The 15,288-nt window shown below is 52.3% G+C and carries 11 protein-coding genes and 1 tRNA gene; 7 read left to right on the top strand and 5 right to left on the bottom strand.

Annotation, left to right across the window (positions count from 1 at the left end; genetic code table 11):
* Nucleotides 1-38 precede the first annotated feature (38 nt).
* Nucleotides 39-1,616, top strand: coding sequence for a glycerol-3-phosphate dehydrogenase (glpD, locus tag LF95_RS18160; protein ID WP_073956585.1), 1,578 nt, complete (start codon nucleotides 39-41; stop codon nucleotides 1,614-1,616).
* A 108-nt stretch (nucleotides 1,617-1,724) separates the two neighbouring features.
* A complete protein-coding gene (locus tag LF95_RS18155; RefSeq protein ID WP_083607807.1) occupies nucleotides 1,725-3,590 on the top strand; it encodes a Na/Pi cotransporter family protein in 1,866 nt (621 codons plus the stop codon).
* A gap of 67 nt (nucleotides 3,591-3,657) precedes the next feature.
* Here LF95_RS18155 and LF95_RS18150 read toward each other — a convergent pair whose 3' ends face one another.
* The 3 genes from LF95_RS18150 to LF95_RS23355 form a co-directional block, all read right to left on the bottom strand.
* Nucleotides 3,658-3,987 carry a hypothetical protein gene (locus tag LF95_RS18150; RefSeq protein WP_073956584.1) on the bottom strand — a complete coding sequence of 110 codons (330 nt, stop codon included), beginning with the start codon at nucleotides 3,985-3,987 and terminating at the stop codon, nucleotides 3,658-3,660.
* A 19-nt stretch (nucleotides 3,988-4,006) separates the two neighbouring features.
* Nucleotides 4,007-4,486, bottom strand: a complete 480-nt coding sequence (locus LF95_RS18145) for a GNAT family acetyltransferase (protein WP_073956583.1) — start codon at nucleotides 4,484-4,486, stop codon at nucleotides 4,007-4,009.
* 185 nt (nucleotides 4,487-4,671) lie between these two features.
* A complete protein-coding gene (locus tag LF95_RS23355) occupies nucleotides 4,672-5,496 on the bottom strand; it encodes an immunoglobulin domain-containing family protein (RefSeq protein ID WP_073956582.1) in 825 nt (274 codons plus the stop codon).
* Between the two features lie 208 nt (nucleotides 5,497-5,704).
* Here LF95_RS23355 and LF95_RS18135 point away from each other — a divergent pair, with 208 nt between their 5' ends.
* The 3 genes from LF95_RS18135 to LF95_RS18125 all read left to right on the top strand — a co-directional run bounded on the left by LF95_RS18135 (nucleotide 5,705) and on the right by LF95_RS18125 (nucleotide 9,519).
* Complete coding sequence (locus tag LF95_RS18135) at nucleotides 5,705-6,430, top strand: response regulator (protein WP_073956581.1); 726 nt, start codon at nucleotides 5,705-5,707, stop codon at nucleotides 6,428-6,430.
* The gene (locus LF95_RS18130; protein WP_252509827.1) at nucleotides 6,427-8,091 is read left to right on the top strand and encodes an ATP-binding protein; all 1,665 of its coding nucleotides are present in this window, start codon (nucleotides 6,427-6,429) and stop codon (nucleotides 8,089-8,091) included. The genes LF95_RS18135 and LF95_RS18130 overlap by 4 nt, the downstream gene beginning before the upstream one ends.
* A 123-nt stretch (nucleotides 8,092-8,214) precedes the next feature.
* On the top strand, nucleotides 8,215-9,519 hold the full coding sequence (locus LF95_RS18125; RefSeq protein WP_073956580.1) for an adenylate/guanylate cyclase domain-containing protein: 1,305 nt from the start codon (nucleotides 8,215-8,217) through the stop codon (nucleotides 9,517-9,519).
* Nucleotides 9,520-9,666: 147 nt separating this feature from the next.
* Here the strand turns inward: LF95_RS18125 and LF95_RS18120 are convergent, their stop codons facing one another.
* Together LF95_RS18120 and LF95_RS18105 are read right to left on the bottom strand one after the other, a co-directional pair.
* Nucleotides 9,667-10,188 carry an RNA polymerase sigma factor gene (locus tag LF95_RS18120; RefSeq protein WP_073956579.1) on the bottom strand — a complete coding sequence of 174 codons (522 nt, stop codon included), beginning with the start codon at nucleotides 10,186-10,188 and terminating at the stop codon, nucleotides 9,667-9,669.
* 1,287 nt (nucleotides 10,189-11,475) lie between these two features.
* A tRNA-Thr gene (locus LF95_RS18105) sits at nucleotides 11,476-11,551 on the bottom strand.
* Between the two features lie 566 nt (nucleotides 11,552-12,117).
* Here LF95_RS18105 and LF95_RS18100 point away from each other — a divergent pair.
* Together LF95_RS18100 and LF95_RS18095 are read left to right on the top strand one after the other, a co-directional pair.
* Nucleotides 12,118-14,316, top strand: a complete 2,199-nt coding sequence (locus tag LF95_RS18100) for an O-antigen ligase family protein (protein WP_073956576.1) — start codon at nucleotides 12,118-12,120, stop codon at nucleotides 14,314-14,316.
* A 165-nt stretch (nucleotides 14,317-14,481) separates the two neighbouring features.
* Nucleotides 14,482-15,258 (top strand): class II glutamine amidotransferase, encoded by a 777-nt coding sequence (locus LF95_RS18095; RefSeq protein WP_073956575.1) that lies wholly within the window; start codon nucleotides 14,482-14,484, stop codon nucleotides 15,256-15,258.
* Nucleotides 15,259-15,288 lie beyond the last annotated feature (30 nt).

Raw genomic sequence — 15,288 nt, 5'->3', positions numbered from 1 at the left:
AATAACGGTCATTCACGAAATTCGAGAAGGTCAGGATCATGTCAGGCGCATCGCACAAAGCAGAAGCACAGTTGGAAAAATTGGCGCAGGATCAGGGCGATTATGATCTGGTGGTGATTGGTGGCGGCATTAACGGCACCGGTATTGCCCGCGACGCAGCCGGGCGGGGCCTGCGCGTGTTGTTGTGTGAAATGAATGACCTTGCCAGTGCGACGTCCTCGGCCAGTACCAAGCTTATTCACGGTGGCCTGCGCTATCTGGAGCATTATGAATTCCGCCTGGTGCGCGAGGCCCTGAAGGAACGCGAAGTTCTGTGGGGTAATGCGCCGCATATCATTTGGCCGTTGCGCTTTGTGCTGCCGCATGTGCCGGGCCTGCGCCCGACATGGATGATCCGGCTGGGCCTGTTTTTATATGATCATTTGGGCGGGCGTAAAAAGCTGCCTGCCAGTGAAGGCATTAACCTTGCCAGCCACGAGGCTGGGCAGCCGTTGCGCGGCGATTTGCGCAAGGGATTTGTTTATTCCGATTGCTGGGTGGATGATGCCCGCCTGGTGGTTCTAAACGCGATGGATGCCAGGGAACGTGGTGCGGAGGTTTTAACCCGTACCGAATGTGTTGGGGCGCAGCGCAGTGCGGATGGCTGGGATGTGACCCTGCGTGCCAAGGATAACGGCGCAACCCGTAAGGTGCGCGGTAAAATGGTGGTCAATGCCGCCGGGCCGTGGTGTGCGCGGTTGATCGACCCGGAAAATGGCACGGTCGATGCAACCCAGCGGGCCTCGATCCGGTTGGTGAAGGGCAGCCATATTGTGGTGCCCAAGCTGTTTGACCACGATAAATGCTATATTTTCCAGAACCCCGATGGTCGCATTGTTTTTGCCATTCCCTATCAGCATGATTTTACGCTGATCGGCACCACCGATGTGGACTACAAAGGCGACCCGGCACAGGTGAAAATTGACGAAGGCGAAATTTCCTATTTGTGCGCGCTTGCCAGCAGTTATTTCAAAACGCCGGTAACGCCGGAAAATGTTGTCTGGAGCTATTCCGGGGTGCGGCCGCTTTATGGCGGCGAAAGCGAAAATGCCTCCAAGGTATCGCGGGATTATACCCTGAAGCTGGATGATGCCGGGGATAAGGCCCCGCTTTTGAATGTGTTTGGTGGCAAAATTACCACCTACCGCAAGCTGGCCGAACATGCCTTGCAAATCATTTGCCGCAAACTGGCACATGATGACCAGGCCTGGACGGCCGACGCACCGCTGCCCGGTGGCGAATTGCCGGGAGGGGATTTTGACGCTGCCTTAAAACATTATGGCCAGCGTTATGACTGGATGCCCACCGCAATGTTGCACCGTTTGTTGCGCGCCTATGGCACCCGGATCGAGAAGATTTTGCACAATGCCATATCTCTTGAGGGGCTGGGCCGGTGTTATGGACATGATCTGTATGAAGCCGAATTGCGCTACCTGATCGATCACGAATGGGCGCATGATGTGGAAGATGTCATCTGGCGGCGTTCCAAGCTGGGCTTGCGCCTGAATGCGGATGAAATTGCCGCGCTCAGGCACCGTCTGTCACAGGAACATGTTGGGGTGCGTGCTGCCCAGTAAGGTGATGACGGCGAAATATATTTCGCAGGGCATTTGATCTATTCCAAACAAAGCAGGCTGTGACCTCTATAAGGTGGCAGCCTGTTTTGTTGTGTGGATGGTATATAAATGCAGGGTAAATCTGTGCGCCGTTTGTTGGTTGTTGCGGCTTTGGTGCTGGGTGCGATGCTGGTGCTGGCTTCGCCGGGCCGTTTATGGGCGGCGGTGCAGGGGGCGGGCGACATTGCGGGCACCCTGACAGGCGCGACCAGTGCCAATGGTGATCAGGTGCCCCAACTTCGTACTGGCTGGATGACGGTGCAGTTATTGGGCGGGCTGGCCCTGTTTTTATATGGCATGGACCACCTTGCCGGGGCGCTAAGGGTGCTGGCCGGGTCGAAGCTGCGGTTGTTTTTGGGCAAAATGACGCGCAACCGTTTTGTCGCCGTGATCTCTGGCGCGGTGATTACGGCTTTGTTGCAATCATCCTCTGTGACAACGGTTTTGGTGGTGGGGTTTGTATCGGCCGGGTTGATGACCCTGGCGCAATCGATTGCCGTGATCATGGGGGCCAATATTGGCAGCACGTTAACCGCACAAATCATCGCCTTTCAAATTGATGCGATTGCCCCGGTTCTGATCGCGGCTGGGTTTGCCGCGATGTTCTTTATTCCGATTGAACGCTGGGCACAAATGGGCCGGGCGGTGCTGGGCCTGGGACTGTTGTTTTTCGGTATGGGCATGATGGGCGATGCAATGGAACCCTTGCGCCATTATGACCCGTTCATTACCGCAATGGCACAAATGACCAACCCGGTATTGGGCATTGCCATTGCCGCGCTTTTTACTGCCCTGGTGCAGTCCAGTGCGGCGACAACCGGGATTGTTATTGTGCTGGCCGGGCAGGGCCTTTTGGGCCTGGATGCCGGCATTGCCCTTATTTTCGGGGCCAATATCGGCACCTGTGTCACCGCCCTTTTGGGGACGATTGGCAAAAACCGTGATGCTTTGCGCACGGCGGTGGCTCATGTTTTCTTTAACGTTTTTGGTGTTCTGATCTGGTTGCCATTTATTCCGTTCCTGGCCGATATTGTGCGCGATATTACCCCGAATTACAGCGGTACGGGCAAGGCCGATATAGCCCGGGAGATCGCAAATGCGCACAGCATTTTCAACATTCTGAATGTTGTTTTGATGATCGGTTTTGTGCCGATAATGGCACGCCTGATCAAACGTCTGGTGCCCGAACGCAAGGATGCCCAGGCCATTGCCGATATGCGCCCGAAATATTTAAATAACGATATGGTCCACACCCCTGCAGCGGCCCTGGCTATGATGAAACAGGAAGTGCTGCATATGGGCGAAATTGTTCGGGCGATGGCAAAGCAGGGCCATCATTGCCTGGTGCAGCATGATCCGCGCCATTTGCAAGGCATTGCCGAACAGGATGATGGTGTGGATGCCCTGCAGGAGGCCATTGTGGCCTATGCCGTGCGCCTGCGCCACGAAGATGCCGCCCCAACCGACCGTGCAAGGCTAGAGGAACTGGTGGCTGTTGCCAATAATCTGGAAGCGATAGGCGATATTGTTAGCAAGGAACTGGTGGAGCTGTTAACTCGACTGTCCCGCCTTGGCCGTGAACCGGATAACGAAACAACAGATGCGCTGCTGGGTTTGTATCGGGATGCAGAAACGGCCTTACAGGCATCATTGCGGGCATTGGAAGACGAAGATGGCGCGCGTGCCGAGGCCCTGATTGCCGGGAAAGCCGCCTTTAGCGCCCGACTGGACCAATTGCAGTTGGCGATTGCTGAAAAGGTTGGCAACAGTGCCGAGGATGTGAAGCTATACCGCCTGGAAATTTCAGTGATTGAGCGCATCCACCGTTTGTTTACCCGCACCCGGCGCATTGCGCGCAACACCCTGCATTTGGCGCAAAATAAAGCAGGCCTGTCTGGCCTGGCGGCACGTGACAGGACAGATGATGCGGCCTAAGGTACTATAAACCGAAGCGATTTGATTTAGTTCGGGTTCATATGAGAAAGGCTTGGCAGGCTGTTGATCAAGTCTCGGGTTTGGCTTTGAGGACAGCCTCGTCACCATTGTGGTAGGTGAAAATGATCTCTAGCGAGCCATCTTCGAGCAATTCGGCATCTCCGTCACCGGAGACATCGTCCATTTCATCGTAGCCCCGCCAGGTAAAGGAGACGAACGATGTGCTGTAGCCGAGATCGAGGATCGCCTGCATCGCCCCGAAGGCGATTTCACCGTGACCGTCAGGCCCGATGGTGATCGCAGCGGGTTCAACGAGATCCAGATAATCCCGATCCCACAAATCAGCCTCAACGATCCGCCAGCGGCCAATCAGGCGGCAGTTTGGAAACGCATTCATGACACGATCTCCATTGGTTTCAACCGCCGCTTGGGGCAAAGGCACCGCCGCGTTCGGCCGGGGCGGTGTCGATATCCTTTTGCATGACGGTGACATCAAGGGCGCGATAGCCCAGATGTTTGTAGAAATCCTGCACCTTGCCGTTTTCCGAACGCACCATAAGCTGCATGCGCCAGACACCATGTTCGCGCAGCCAGTTCTCCCCCTGGCGCATCAGGCGGCGGCCAAGGCCGCTTTTCTGGTGGCTGTTGGCGACAGCAAGATAATAAATCCAGCCGCGATGCCCGTCATGGCCCATCATGACTGTGCCGACAATAACACCGTTAACATCTTCCCATACCACAAGCGTGGCATTGTCCGCGCTGATGGCAAAGGAAATGTCCCAGGCGGGCGGATTGTAGGGGCGATACAGGCCGGTTTCCTGCCAAAGAGCGGTAATTGCTGGAATATCATCCAGCAATGCGGTTCTGGGGTGGGCGCTGATTTCGGTGGCTGTCATGGCTTTATCCTATAAAAAAGAGAGGATTAGCCAAAATTCCCCGCCCGTCAACACCCGCTGGGATGATGCGCGTAAAAATGGCCCCGCTATTGACGGAGCCATTTAAACGAAAGATTAGAGATCGTTGGTGGGGTAATATGCAGCCTGAGTAAAAAGCGAATGGGGGTTTACTGCGGCACGGTTTTTTACATTGGGTTTGGTCCTGCGGCCGGTCCCTGACGGGGACCATTCTGCGGGCCAGTACCGGGTCCAAATCCCGGGCCGCCAGCAGGACCACCAGACGGCCCAAAACCCGGACCACCGGCAGGGCCAAATCCTGGGCCAAAAATCGGGCCGCCATCAATCGGGCGGGCGGTGACGCTGCTCAGTTCAACTTCGCGCACAATATCACCCTTCTTGTTGGTGATCGTTGCGATATAGGTGCCCCGGTCTGTCTGGGTCAGCTTGTTCAGGGCCAGGTTGCCATTGCCCCGCATGATAATTGAGGCTTGGACCAGGGTATTCATTTGCGCGGCGCTATATTTGCGATCAAACCGGTCCTGGCGGTCGGGCTTGCCCATCATGCGGCGCAATTCGCGAAATTCCTTGCGTGCCGGTCGCCCGCTATAGGCGTCCATCGTGATATTCTCGATCAGATCGCCATTGTTATTGAGCAGCGGAAGTGTAATTTCCTGGCCATTCTGGCTGGCTTTTGCGGCACCGGTTTTAAGGTCGGCGTTGCCGTGACGCAGCAGCATGGCATCAACAAGCAGGCGGGCCTCGTCGGTTGTCAGTGGCGTGTTGCGCATCCTCATCGCCTGTTTGGGGCCGTGCCGCCCGTCCGGGCCTTTGTACTTGTCATATCCGCCATGATGAAATTTGCCGCCCTGGCAGTCAGCAGGCACGCCATCGCGAAAGTCGCGGCGCATTTCATCGGAGCGGGTTTGTGCCAGTGCCGATACGGTCGGTACAACACCCAGTGTGGTGGCAATAATCGCGGCAGTCATCAGCAGTTTGCGGGTCGTGTTCATGTTATCCTCGTGGGTTGGGGGGAACCGTTTGACAAGGACATCTAAGCGCAAAATTGTCGCGAAATGATCCCGGCGGACGGGGAAAATGGTCGCAGACTGTCGCAGTTTCCGCTTTTGCGACAGTCTGATACAAATTGGCAGTTATCGCCGGGCCGCCCCTTGCGTTAAGTTTATATCCGTTACACCACCAGCAGTAGGACAGAGCCGAATGTCGGACACGGCACATATATTGGTTGTCGATGATCATCGTGATATCCGCGATCTGATTGGTCGTTATTTGCGCCAGCATGGTTACCGCGTCAGCCTGGCTGCGGATGGGCGCGAAATGCGTAAATTACTGGCTGATGAGATCATGCCGGATCTGGTGGTGCTTGATGTGATGATGCCGGGCGAAGACGGGCTGAGTTTGTGTCGCTGGCTGCGCGAAAGCCAGGATATTCCCGTGATCATGTTGACCGCCCTTGGCGAGGAAACCGACCGTATCGTCGGCCTTGAAATGGGCGCGGATGATTATTTGGCAAAGCCGTTTAATCCGCGCGAGCTTCTGGCGCGCATCAAGGCGGTGTTGCGCCGGGCACAGAGCTTGCCGACCGGGCGCAAACGCCCGCTTGCGGGAGGAGAGGTGGTTTTTGATCGCTGGATCCTGGACCGTAACCGCCATGAATTGCGCAATGACGAAGATATGGTCATGCCGCTCAGTGCAGGGGAATTTGCCCTGTTAAATGCGTTTGTTGAACATCCACGCATGGTGTTAACCCGTGATCAGTTGCTTGATATTACCAAGGGGCGCGAAGCCGCTCCCTTTGATCGCAGTATTGACAATCAGGTCAGTCGCTTGCGCAAAAAGATTGAACCGGACCCGAAAAACCCCGTCATCATCAAAACCGTTTGGGGTGGGGGCTATATGTTAACCGTGGATGCGGTTTCGCAATGAAGCGGTTTTTAGTTCGCCTTTGGCCCCGAACGCTGGCAGCCCAGTTGATCGCGTTATTATTGGGTGCGGTTGTATTGACCCATGTGGTGTTGGCGGTGTTGCTGGCCGAAGAACGCCAGGATGCGGTGTTGTCCGAACGGCGCGGCGGTGCGCTGGCGCGTGTTGCGGCGATTTCGCGCATTTTATCGACGACGCCGCGCGAAAACTGGCGCGATGTGTTGCGGGTTGCGCAAAGCCCGCAAGTTCAATTGCGTTTGCTAAATACCCCAGTGGAATATGGCGAAACAACCGATGTGACGCGTTTGCTGACAGAGCGGATCAATGCGTCCTTGGGAAATCCCCCAGTATCGGCCCAGGTCAGTTTCTTGTCAGAAAATGAGTGCCGGCGTGAACGCGACAAGGAAGAAAAACGCCAGCACGAATTACAAGACAAACGCGATCGGCATCACAAGGATGATGACGGAGATCTGAAGCGCAAACAGCATCGTTTTTTTGGGAACATTTCCTGCGATGGTCCGCCGGTTATGGGCGTTGCTATGCCGGTATTTGCCGTGCCTGCCATGCCGCCGCCACCCGCAATAAAGGATGGCGCGCCGGTTGGTGAAAAGGATCCTTCTTCCCGGTCCCCGAAGGGCTCTGAGCAGGTGCCCCCCGCTGTTCCCCGTGCGGCGGAAGGCATGGGGCAGATGCCACCTGAACCGCGCGGCGAGTTTGCCCTGCCGCCGCATCTTTTGGCCAAGACAAACACGCCGGTGGTGTGGCTTGATGCGCGCATCAATAATTTTTCGCCGCCGCCCTGGGTGGTGTTTCAAAGTCTGGTGCGGGTGGGGCTCTCGGCAATTCTGATTGGCATCATCGCGTTTTTTGTCGCCCGGCGCATAACTCGGCCGTGGAAGGCGCTGGCAGTTGCTGCGGACCGGGTTGGGCGCGGGGATTTTCCCGAGCCGGTTTCGGAAGCGGGCCCGCTTGAAATTCGTCATGCCGCGCGGGCCTTTAACCGCATGACGGCCCGTTTGCGGCGTTTTATTGAAGACCGAACCCGCATGCTGGCAGCAATTTCCCATGATTTACGCACCCCCATCACGAGTTTGCGCCTGCGGGCCGAATTTGTTGAAGATCCAGAAAATCGGCGTAAGATTATTGAAACCTTAAACGAGATGGAGCAAATGGTGGCGGCCGCCATGACATTTGCCCGCGAAGAAACCGCCGACGAAAAAACCCGCAAGATTGATGTGGTTGCATTGGTCGAAGCCAGTTGTGCTGACCTTGAAGAAACCGGTCATCCGGTTACATTTGAAACGAAACTTGAACATTTTTCCTATGCTTGCCGTCCCTTGTCGATCAAGCGGGCATTGGGCAATTTGCTGGCGAACGGGTTGTCTTATGGCGAAAATGTTTTTGTGACTGTGGCAAAGGCCGATGATGGCGGCCTGTGGATTGATGTCAGTGACGATGGGCCGGGGATTCCTGTTGATCAGCGCGACCGGGTGTTTGAGCCCTTTTTCAGGTTGGAACAGTCACGCAATCAGGAAACCGGCGGTATTGGTTTGGGTTTGGCGATTGCCCGTACCGCCATTCGGGCGCATGGCGGCGAGATTTATCTGGAAGATGCGCCACAGGGCGGGTTAAAGGCCCGGATTTATTTGCCTGCACCGGTTTGAGGATTGGGGCTTTCCAGTTTCGCATGGCAGCCATTCTTTTTTGAATTTTTGATTGCGCTTTGTGGTGTTTCGACCATTTAACCGGTGTAACAAAAATGAAAACAAGCAGGACGGAGCGTGCCAATGGCGCAGCAGAGCAAACAGCCAGGGAATGTGACCGCATTACCCGGAACAAATTCGGCCCTTTCGGGCAGCGGATTTGTGCGATCCGTTAATGACTGGCTGATGGAAAGGGCCTTGCAGGATACCGATATCGACGAGGTGATTTCCGGCATGGTGTCGCGCCTTGTGGCCGCTGGTTTGCCAGTTGACCGTGTTATGGTCGGTTTTAAAACCCTTCATCCGCTTTACGAAGGGGTCAGTTATATCTGGTCCAAGCCGAGCGGGCAGGTCGAACGCTCGTTTCATTTGGGGGTGCGCGAAAACAACCCGGACTGGAATGCCAGTCCAATGAAATGGATGATCGAAAACGGGGTAACGTTTTTACGCCGTCATTTGATCGGGCCCGGGGCGATCATTGATTTTCCGGTTTTGAAAACCTTCCGCGAACTCAGTGGCACGGATTATTTGGCACTGGTAACGCCCTTTGTCACGGATCGCGATAGCGAGCTGGGCGAAAACCGGATTTTCATGACCTATCTGACCAGCCGTCCCAGCGGGTTTACTGACGAAGATCTGGCCATTCTTTCGGCCATTCAGCGGCGTTTTGCCGTGACGTGCAAAATGCGCATCATGCACGATGAAACCAAAACCATATTGGAAACCTATTTGGGGTCGGATGCCGGGCATCGGGTGCGCAATGGGCAGATCAAGCTGGGTGACAGCACCAAAACCCGAGCCGTTATCTGGTTTTCGGATATGCGTAATTCTACCGCAATGGCGGCCCATGTGGGCGATGATGCGTTTTTGGAACAGATGAATGCCTTTTTTGCCGCAACGGCGGGTGCTGTTTTGCGGCATGGCGGGCAGGTGTTGCGTTATATCGGCGATGCCACCTTGGCGATTTTCCCGATCCGTGATGACGAGGGCGACCTGGAACAGGCCTGTCATGCGGCCCTATATGCTGCTGCTGAAGCCCAGATGAATATCGAAACGCTTAATCGTGATCGGGCGCAGAAGGATTTGCCCGAATTTGATTACGGGCTGGGAATGCATGTTGGCGATGTTGTTTATGGCAATGTCGGTGTTAAAGAACGGGTTGATTTTACCGTGGTGGGCCGGGCTGCGAACGAGGCATCGCGCATTGAAAAACTGACCAAACAGCTTGGCAAGCGGGTATTGGTGAGTGCGCAAGTGGCAAAATTCATTTCCTGCCCGACCGAAAATATCGGTGAATATGAATTGCAGGGTACCGGCACGCGTCTGAGCCTTTATGCCCCGGACTTTAGCGAAGCCTGCCAGCGGTTGGAATTGCTGCGCGCGGGCTGATGGGGCCTGTGGCAAGGTGCTTGCTGACGGGCAAGGATGTATCATGGTTATATGGCGGCAGGAAAAACCTGCCGCCATTTTTGTTTGCTTGTGTCCGTTATTGTCTTTGATTTTGTCTGAGGGATGCGCCGGTAAAATCGCAGCGGATTATCGTATATCAAATCCTTTCAAATGATCACGGGCAAGCTGCACCCGTTTGCGCACGGCACAATTGCTCAGGCCCAGGTTTTCGGCGATTTCGTCATAGCTTTGATCTTGTACGCATCGCATCAAAAGCGGGCGGCGCAGCTTTTCCGGCAGGTCGGTTAGGGCGCGTTCAAGATTGGAGAAGGTCTCTCCGGTCAGGGCATTTTGCTCTGGTGTGGCTTCTTCCTGGCGCGAGATACCCGGCAGTACGTTGTCTTCTTTGCTGTGGGTTTCTTCATTATAGTCGGCCTTGCGCCGGTTTTGCCGATGCAAATCGATACAGGCATTATGGACAATGCGCGACAGCCACGCCCGATGGTTGCGAATTTCGTCCATCGAGTCTTCAAATTTGACGGATGCTTTTATCATCGCTTCGGAAAGGGCATCTTGCGCATCATCCATATTACCCGACATCAACCTTAGGCACTGGCGCAGCAGGATGTCGCGCTGGGCGATCCAGAGCGGCCAGAAATTCGGTGCCATTGTTGCTGCATATCGGGCCTGTTCAGATGGTGAAACCGTATTTGTTTGTGCTTCAGTTGTTGTGTCTGACGCCGGTTTGGTTGCCGAAGAAATTTTTGGTTCTGTCTGAGATGGACACTGAGATTGAGATTGAGGTTGAGATTGAGATGGGGACGGTGATGAAGATGCCGGTTCTGATGCGCCCGACCATATTGCCGTATGAACGGTTTTGGGTGTGGTGTCGATAAATGCCCGCACGGGGTGGTTGTGCCAATGGGCAATAAAAACGCCGACCGCGACATTTGTGCTGTCATGATGGTTCCAGCTATCGATGTTGACATCGGGAATGGTGATTTCCGCGCCGTCATATGTCTGGGTGCGATGCGTCACAATGGCTTCAGGCGGGCTGGGTGGTAACAGGAATGAGCCAATGTTTTGAATTGTTGCGGGTAATGCGGCAATCGCTTCGTTGTGAATATCGCCCTGGTCAGAGATGCCCTTACAGGTGTGTATGTTAGGTAAATCGCCGGCTTCCCTTTGTCGTGTTCCCGTCGTTATCTTTTTGTCTGGCGCGTCATGCCAACTGTAAAAAAGAGAACGTGGCCGTATTTCGTCTGGCGCCGTGTGGACGTGGGCGTCGGTAAGGCTGACAAGGCCTGCATGGCGATGCTTTTCAGGTAGGCAGTATTGCTGCGGGGTTTCGCCGCCGACTTGGTTGAAACTGATTTTGTTGTGATAAATGTTACCCACCACAAATCTCCCCTGACATTAAACACATCTTTAAGTTGTGTGATGTGTTGTTCTTCAATTATGACGGTGAAGATTAAAAATTGTGATGATTTTTATTTTACAATTATTAGTTGTTTTTTTGGCGTAAGTTTTCTGCGCTCTTTAGGCTATATGCAAGAATACCAGCTGGCGCTGTGATGGGTGACGTGGCAGACCCGGGAACATGTGCGATTCTATTTTTGGCAGTAAGGGGGGGGCTACGGATGTATTTTCTCGGTCGCCATTACAGAGTCAGCCGGGGCAGCATTTATGTGCGCGTCTGCTGAAGTAAAACGCCTGGGTAATCATATCGGGTCATGCTTATTAACTGACGCGCGAGAGAGGACGCCGTGAAAATTCTTTTCACTATCTGTGATGATTTTTGACAATCCCTACGCAACGGGCGTTGCATACCTGCCAAAACCACCGGGTTTGCGGGGGTTTTGGCGGTTTATTGGGGGAGGAAATTCCTATTTGTCAGAAACAAAAAACCCGTCTTTGCGCGGCGAACCGGCATTGACGGGTTTTTGAATATCAAAATGGTGCTGGTGATAGGATTTGAACCTACGACCTACGCATTACGAATGCGCCGCTCTACCAGCTGAGCTACACCAGCACGACTCATTTTGTGGCGCGGAAAATACGGATAATCCGCCGACATGGCAAGAGCTTTATTTTGGTTTTCTTCAGCAAAGCGCAATTGTGTGAACAGACCGGGATGAAAGCTGGTTCAGTTAGTTCTTTCAGATTGGAGCTGTTAATGATTGCGCGGATTGCTCGACACCACAGTAGCAGTCAAGCACACAGCTGGAGTAGGGGCAGCATAAGGTCTTTTTGTTGGCTGGATTGAGATGTAGCTTGGTTGATGCCTGTTCTTGTGACAAGAAAGGGGGTAAACATTGCCTCAAAAGTGCCGATATTAGCTGAGTAACTAATAACAAAGTCATTGATTGGGCCTGACGTAACGGGGGGCTGCATCAGCTATGTTGCTGGAGCTTGGTTTTGGTAGGTTCCATTGTTGCTGTGGAGCGTAAGCTCATTGGAATTTCAAAATTTCTTTTTCGATTATGGAAGATAAGAATGTTGGGTAGGGGATTGGTTCCGCGTCAGGTTGCGATTTTTGCTTAAAAGAAGGTTGATTTCTTTTCCGATTTTAATGATTTAATCGCTTGAAGGTGTTCTTTGGTAAGATATGCGAAAATTGCGGCGGTTCTATTTGCTCTGCTTGTACTGATTTTTTTTGTGAATGTCCGGGAATCATTGTCGTATCTATATGGGACAAGAATATCTTGGGTTTTTTTATCTTTAGCTCTTATTTTGTTAAACCAGATATTAAGTAGTTTTCGGTTTGAGATTTTTCTGAGAATTTTTGGGCAGAGGATTGGTTTTCAAAGGTCTCATGCTGTAAATATATATTCTTTATTGGCAGGTATGGCTTTTTTTAACTTTTTTGGACAAAGCGTGTCGCGGACGCTGCTCGTGAAAGACATTTCTGATGCGGATTCGGCGGTCATTGTCACTGCCTTGGAAAGAATTTTTTCCCTTGCTGTTTTGTTAATAGCTTCATTGTCAGCAGCTTTTCTCGTTGTCGGTAAAATTAGTTTTGATTACGCGCCGGGCGTAATGCTTTCTTCTATGGGTGTTTTTGTCTTATTTAGTCTGTTTTCTGTGTATTTTTTTCAGCTATCAGTGAGGCAAAGGGCTGAACTGAATCTTATTTTTTCAAGCGGGTTCGGTCGGAAGTTTTTTTCTATTATTTTTGTTATTCTTATTATGCATTCTTTGATGCTTGGAGCATACCTTGCTTTGATTGTTGGTATGGCCGGAGTGGACGTGTTTTCTGCAAAGGCAGTATTTGCAACATTGCTTACAATGCTTGGAGCTTCTTTCCCTATAAGTTTTGGCGGTTGGGGTATTCGCGAAGTATCTGCCGGGTTTGCGTTTAGTGCTGCGAATATTTCTCCTGCTCTCGGGGTTGGAGCAGGTATCGGTGTCGGCTTGTTATCGTTGATTGCTCTGGCGCTGAATGTTTGCGGTGTATGGGTTATCAAGAGATTTTTTCCTGACCAGGATCTCCAGCTTGCAAAGGTGCGTTCACGTACTGGATATAGCCGTAGGTTGATCTTGTTGCTTGGCTGGGTTGTTGCTCCCATTGTCGTTGTGTTCATGATGGTGCAACTGCCTATCCCGATTGCGTCGGGCAAAGTTACGGTTAACTTGGCTGATCCGTTGGCTATTGTCGCAGGCATGACGTTTATTTTTGTTATCATACAGCGACGTGCATGGCGTGATATTTGGCGCAATCATTATGTTAACTGGTGGCTTTTGGGATCTGCAGCCATTGTTTTGCTGAGTTTTCTGATTGGATACGCTCAGTTTGGTTTCCAGTCATGGGCTTTCTATAATCGATTGATCGGTATCGGAATTCTGTTTTCGTATATCGTCGTTGGCGCTTTCTTGACGGCTTTATGGGGGGGATTCGGTGCAAGAGCTGTTGCAAAAGCCGTGGTCTCTTCTGCTATTTTGATTTTTGTATTTGAATACATTCTGCGGATGACTTTGGGTTGGGACGTTTTAATTGCATTAAACTGGGCAAGCTCGCGTTGGTCCGGTTTTTTGGCAAACCCTAATAGTTATGCCTTCTTTTTGCTGTCTGTTCTGCCGCTGCCTTTTTTGTTTCTCGGCTCTCGCCATTGGACTGGCCTGAAAGCCTGGGGAGATGCTGCCGTTCCTGGGTTGATATTTGCACTTTTGTATTTGACCGGATCTCGTGCAGCATTCGGCTCCGTTGCGGTTTTCCTGATTGTCTTTTTCATGTTTGATGCCCGGAAAACGATCAGAACTATTGTTTGCGGAGGATTTTATCTTATTTTAATTTTTACTCTGAACGAGGCGATAATATTTTTTGTGAATATGGGTGCAGGCACCCTGCAAATTATTGCACGTCCAGATGACTTTTCGACAGTTCAAAGTGACCGTATTCTTAGTATGGTAGAAGGTTGGAAAATGTTTATATCTCACCCGTTGCTGGGTGCAGGGCTTGGGGCATTTTATAAAAGCCAGGTAGAGCTTAATCTACCGTTGTCGGAGCGCGCCCTGATCATTCATAACTCATTTTTATGGGTATTGGCAGAAATGGGCATTGCTGGGTTTGCTGTTATATTCGTTCCGCCAATCACTTGGTGTGTTCGTACATTTTCGGGGATGCAGTGGCGCAAAGATCCCTATCAATGTGGCTTGTTGCTGATCATGGCGAATGCTGCGATCATGGGGATGGCACACGAGCTTGTGTATCAGCGTGTGTTTTGGTTCATGCTGGGGATATTTCTTGCGCGACCATTTATCATGAGAAAGCAGGTTAATCGTCTGTCACATTCCTGATTAATGCTGTTGGTTACGCTCTTATAACGATGATTTTAGGCATGACAGCCATGCAGGATGTTTAACTTTTAAAATCGTTATAGAACATTGACCGCGCTGTAGTTTGGCGGCATAGATAGCGTCCTGATCCTGATATTTTCAGGCAAAATCGGGGAGATGGAATAGATGTGCCGGTGGTTGAGCTATATCGGGGAACCTGTTTACCTTGATAGTCTGGTGTTTGAGCCGAAACATTCGCTGGTGGCGCAAAGCCTGCATGCCGAAGAGGCCAAAACGCCGACCAATGGTGACGGTTTTGGTATTGGCTGGTATGGCCATCGCAGCACACCGGGCCTGTATCGCGAAATTCTGCCTGCCTGGAACGATGCCAACCTGCAATCTATGGCCCATAATATTGAATCCGGCTTGTTTTTTGCCCATGTCCGTGCCTCGACCGGAACGGGCACCAGCCGATCAAATTGCCATCCCTTTGCATTTGATAAATATCTGTTCATGCACAACGGCCAGATTGGCGATTATAAACTGGTGCGCCGCGAGCTGGAGGCCCTGATTGATGACAAATATTACTCTTTACGGCAGGGCACGACCGACAGTGAACTGATATTTTATCTGATGCTGAGTTTCGGGCTGGAAAATGATGCCCGCCGCGCCCTTCGCAAGGCGATTGCAACCGTGGAATCGGCCATGCGCCGCCACGATATTGCCGCACCATTTCGCTTTACCGCCTGCCTGAGTGACGGCGATAGTGTGTGCGCGGTGCGTTACGCCAGTGATGACAAGCCCCCTTCGCTATATTATCGCAAACGCGGCAATCAGGTGATTGTAGTTTCCGAACCGCTGGATACCGAAAGTGCCAGCTGGATTGCCGTTGACCCTAACCAGTGCCTTAATGTTGCGCGTGATCTGACGGTCTCCAAGGAAATGATCCTTGATGTCATCTGATGGCATTAAGCGTTTTGCGCGTGCGTTAAC

Source organism: Thalassospira sp. TSL5-1, assembly GCF_001907695.1.
Taxonomy (GTDB): Bacteria; Pseudomonadota; Alphaproteobacteria; order Rhodospirillales; family Thalassospiraceae; genus Thalassospira.
Note: the sequence above shows the minus strand (reverse complement) of the source record. Positions and strands in the feature narration are given on the sequence as shown.

Excerpts from the sequence above, each read along its gene's own strand:
- glpD (WP_073956585.1), top strand. The coding sequence starts at position 39 with ATGTCAGGCGCATCGCACAAAGCAGAAGCACAGTTGGAAAAATTGGCG.
- LF95_RS18155 (WP_083607807.1), top strand. The coding sequence starts at position 1,725 with ATGCAGGGTAAATCTGTGCGCCGTTTGTTGGTTGTTGCGGCTTTGGTG.
- LF95_RS18150 (WP_073956584.1), bottom strand. The coding sequence starts at position 3,987 with ATGAATGCGTTTCCAAACTGCCGCCTGATTGGCCGCTGGCGGATCGTT.
- LF95_RS18145 (WP_073956583.1), bottom strand. The coding sequence starts at position 4,486 with ATGACAGCCACCGAAATCAGCGCCCACCCCAGAACCGCATTGCTGGAT.
- LF95_RS23355 (WP_073956582.1), bottom strand. The coding sequence starts at position 5,496 with ATGAACACGACCCGCAAACTGCTGATGACTGCCGCGATTATTGCCACC.
- LF95_RS18135 (WP_073956581.1), top strand. The coding sequence starts at position 5,705 with ATGTCGGACACGGCACATATATTGGTTGTCGATGATCATCGTGATATC.
- LF95_RS18130 (WP_252509827.1), top strand. The coding sequence starts at position 6,427 with ATGAAGCGGTTTTTAGTTCGCCTTTGGCCCCGAACGCTGGCAGCCCAG.
- LF95_RS18125 (WP_073956580.1), top strand. The coding sequence starts at position 8,215 with ATGGCGCAGCAGAGCAAACAGCCAGGGAATGTGACCGCATTACCCGGA.
- LF95_RS18120 (WP_073956579.1), bottom strand. The coding sequence starts at position 10,188 with ATGGCACCGAATTTCTGGCCGCTCTGGATCGCCCAGCGCGACATCCTG.
- LF95_RS18095 (WP_073956575.1), top strand. The coding sequence starts at position 14,482 with ATGTGCCGGTGGTTGAGCTATATCGGGGAACCTGTTTACCTTGATAGT.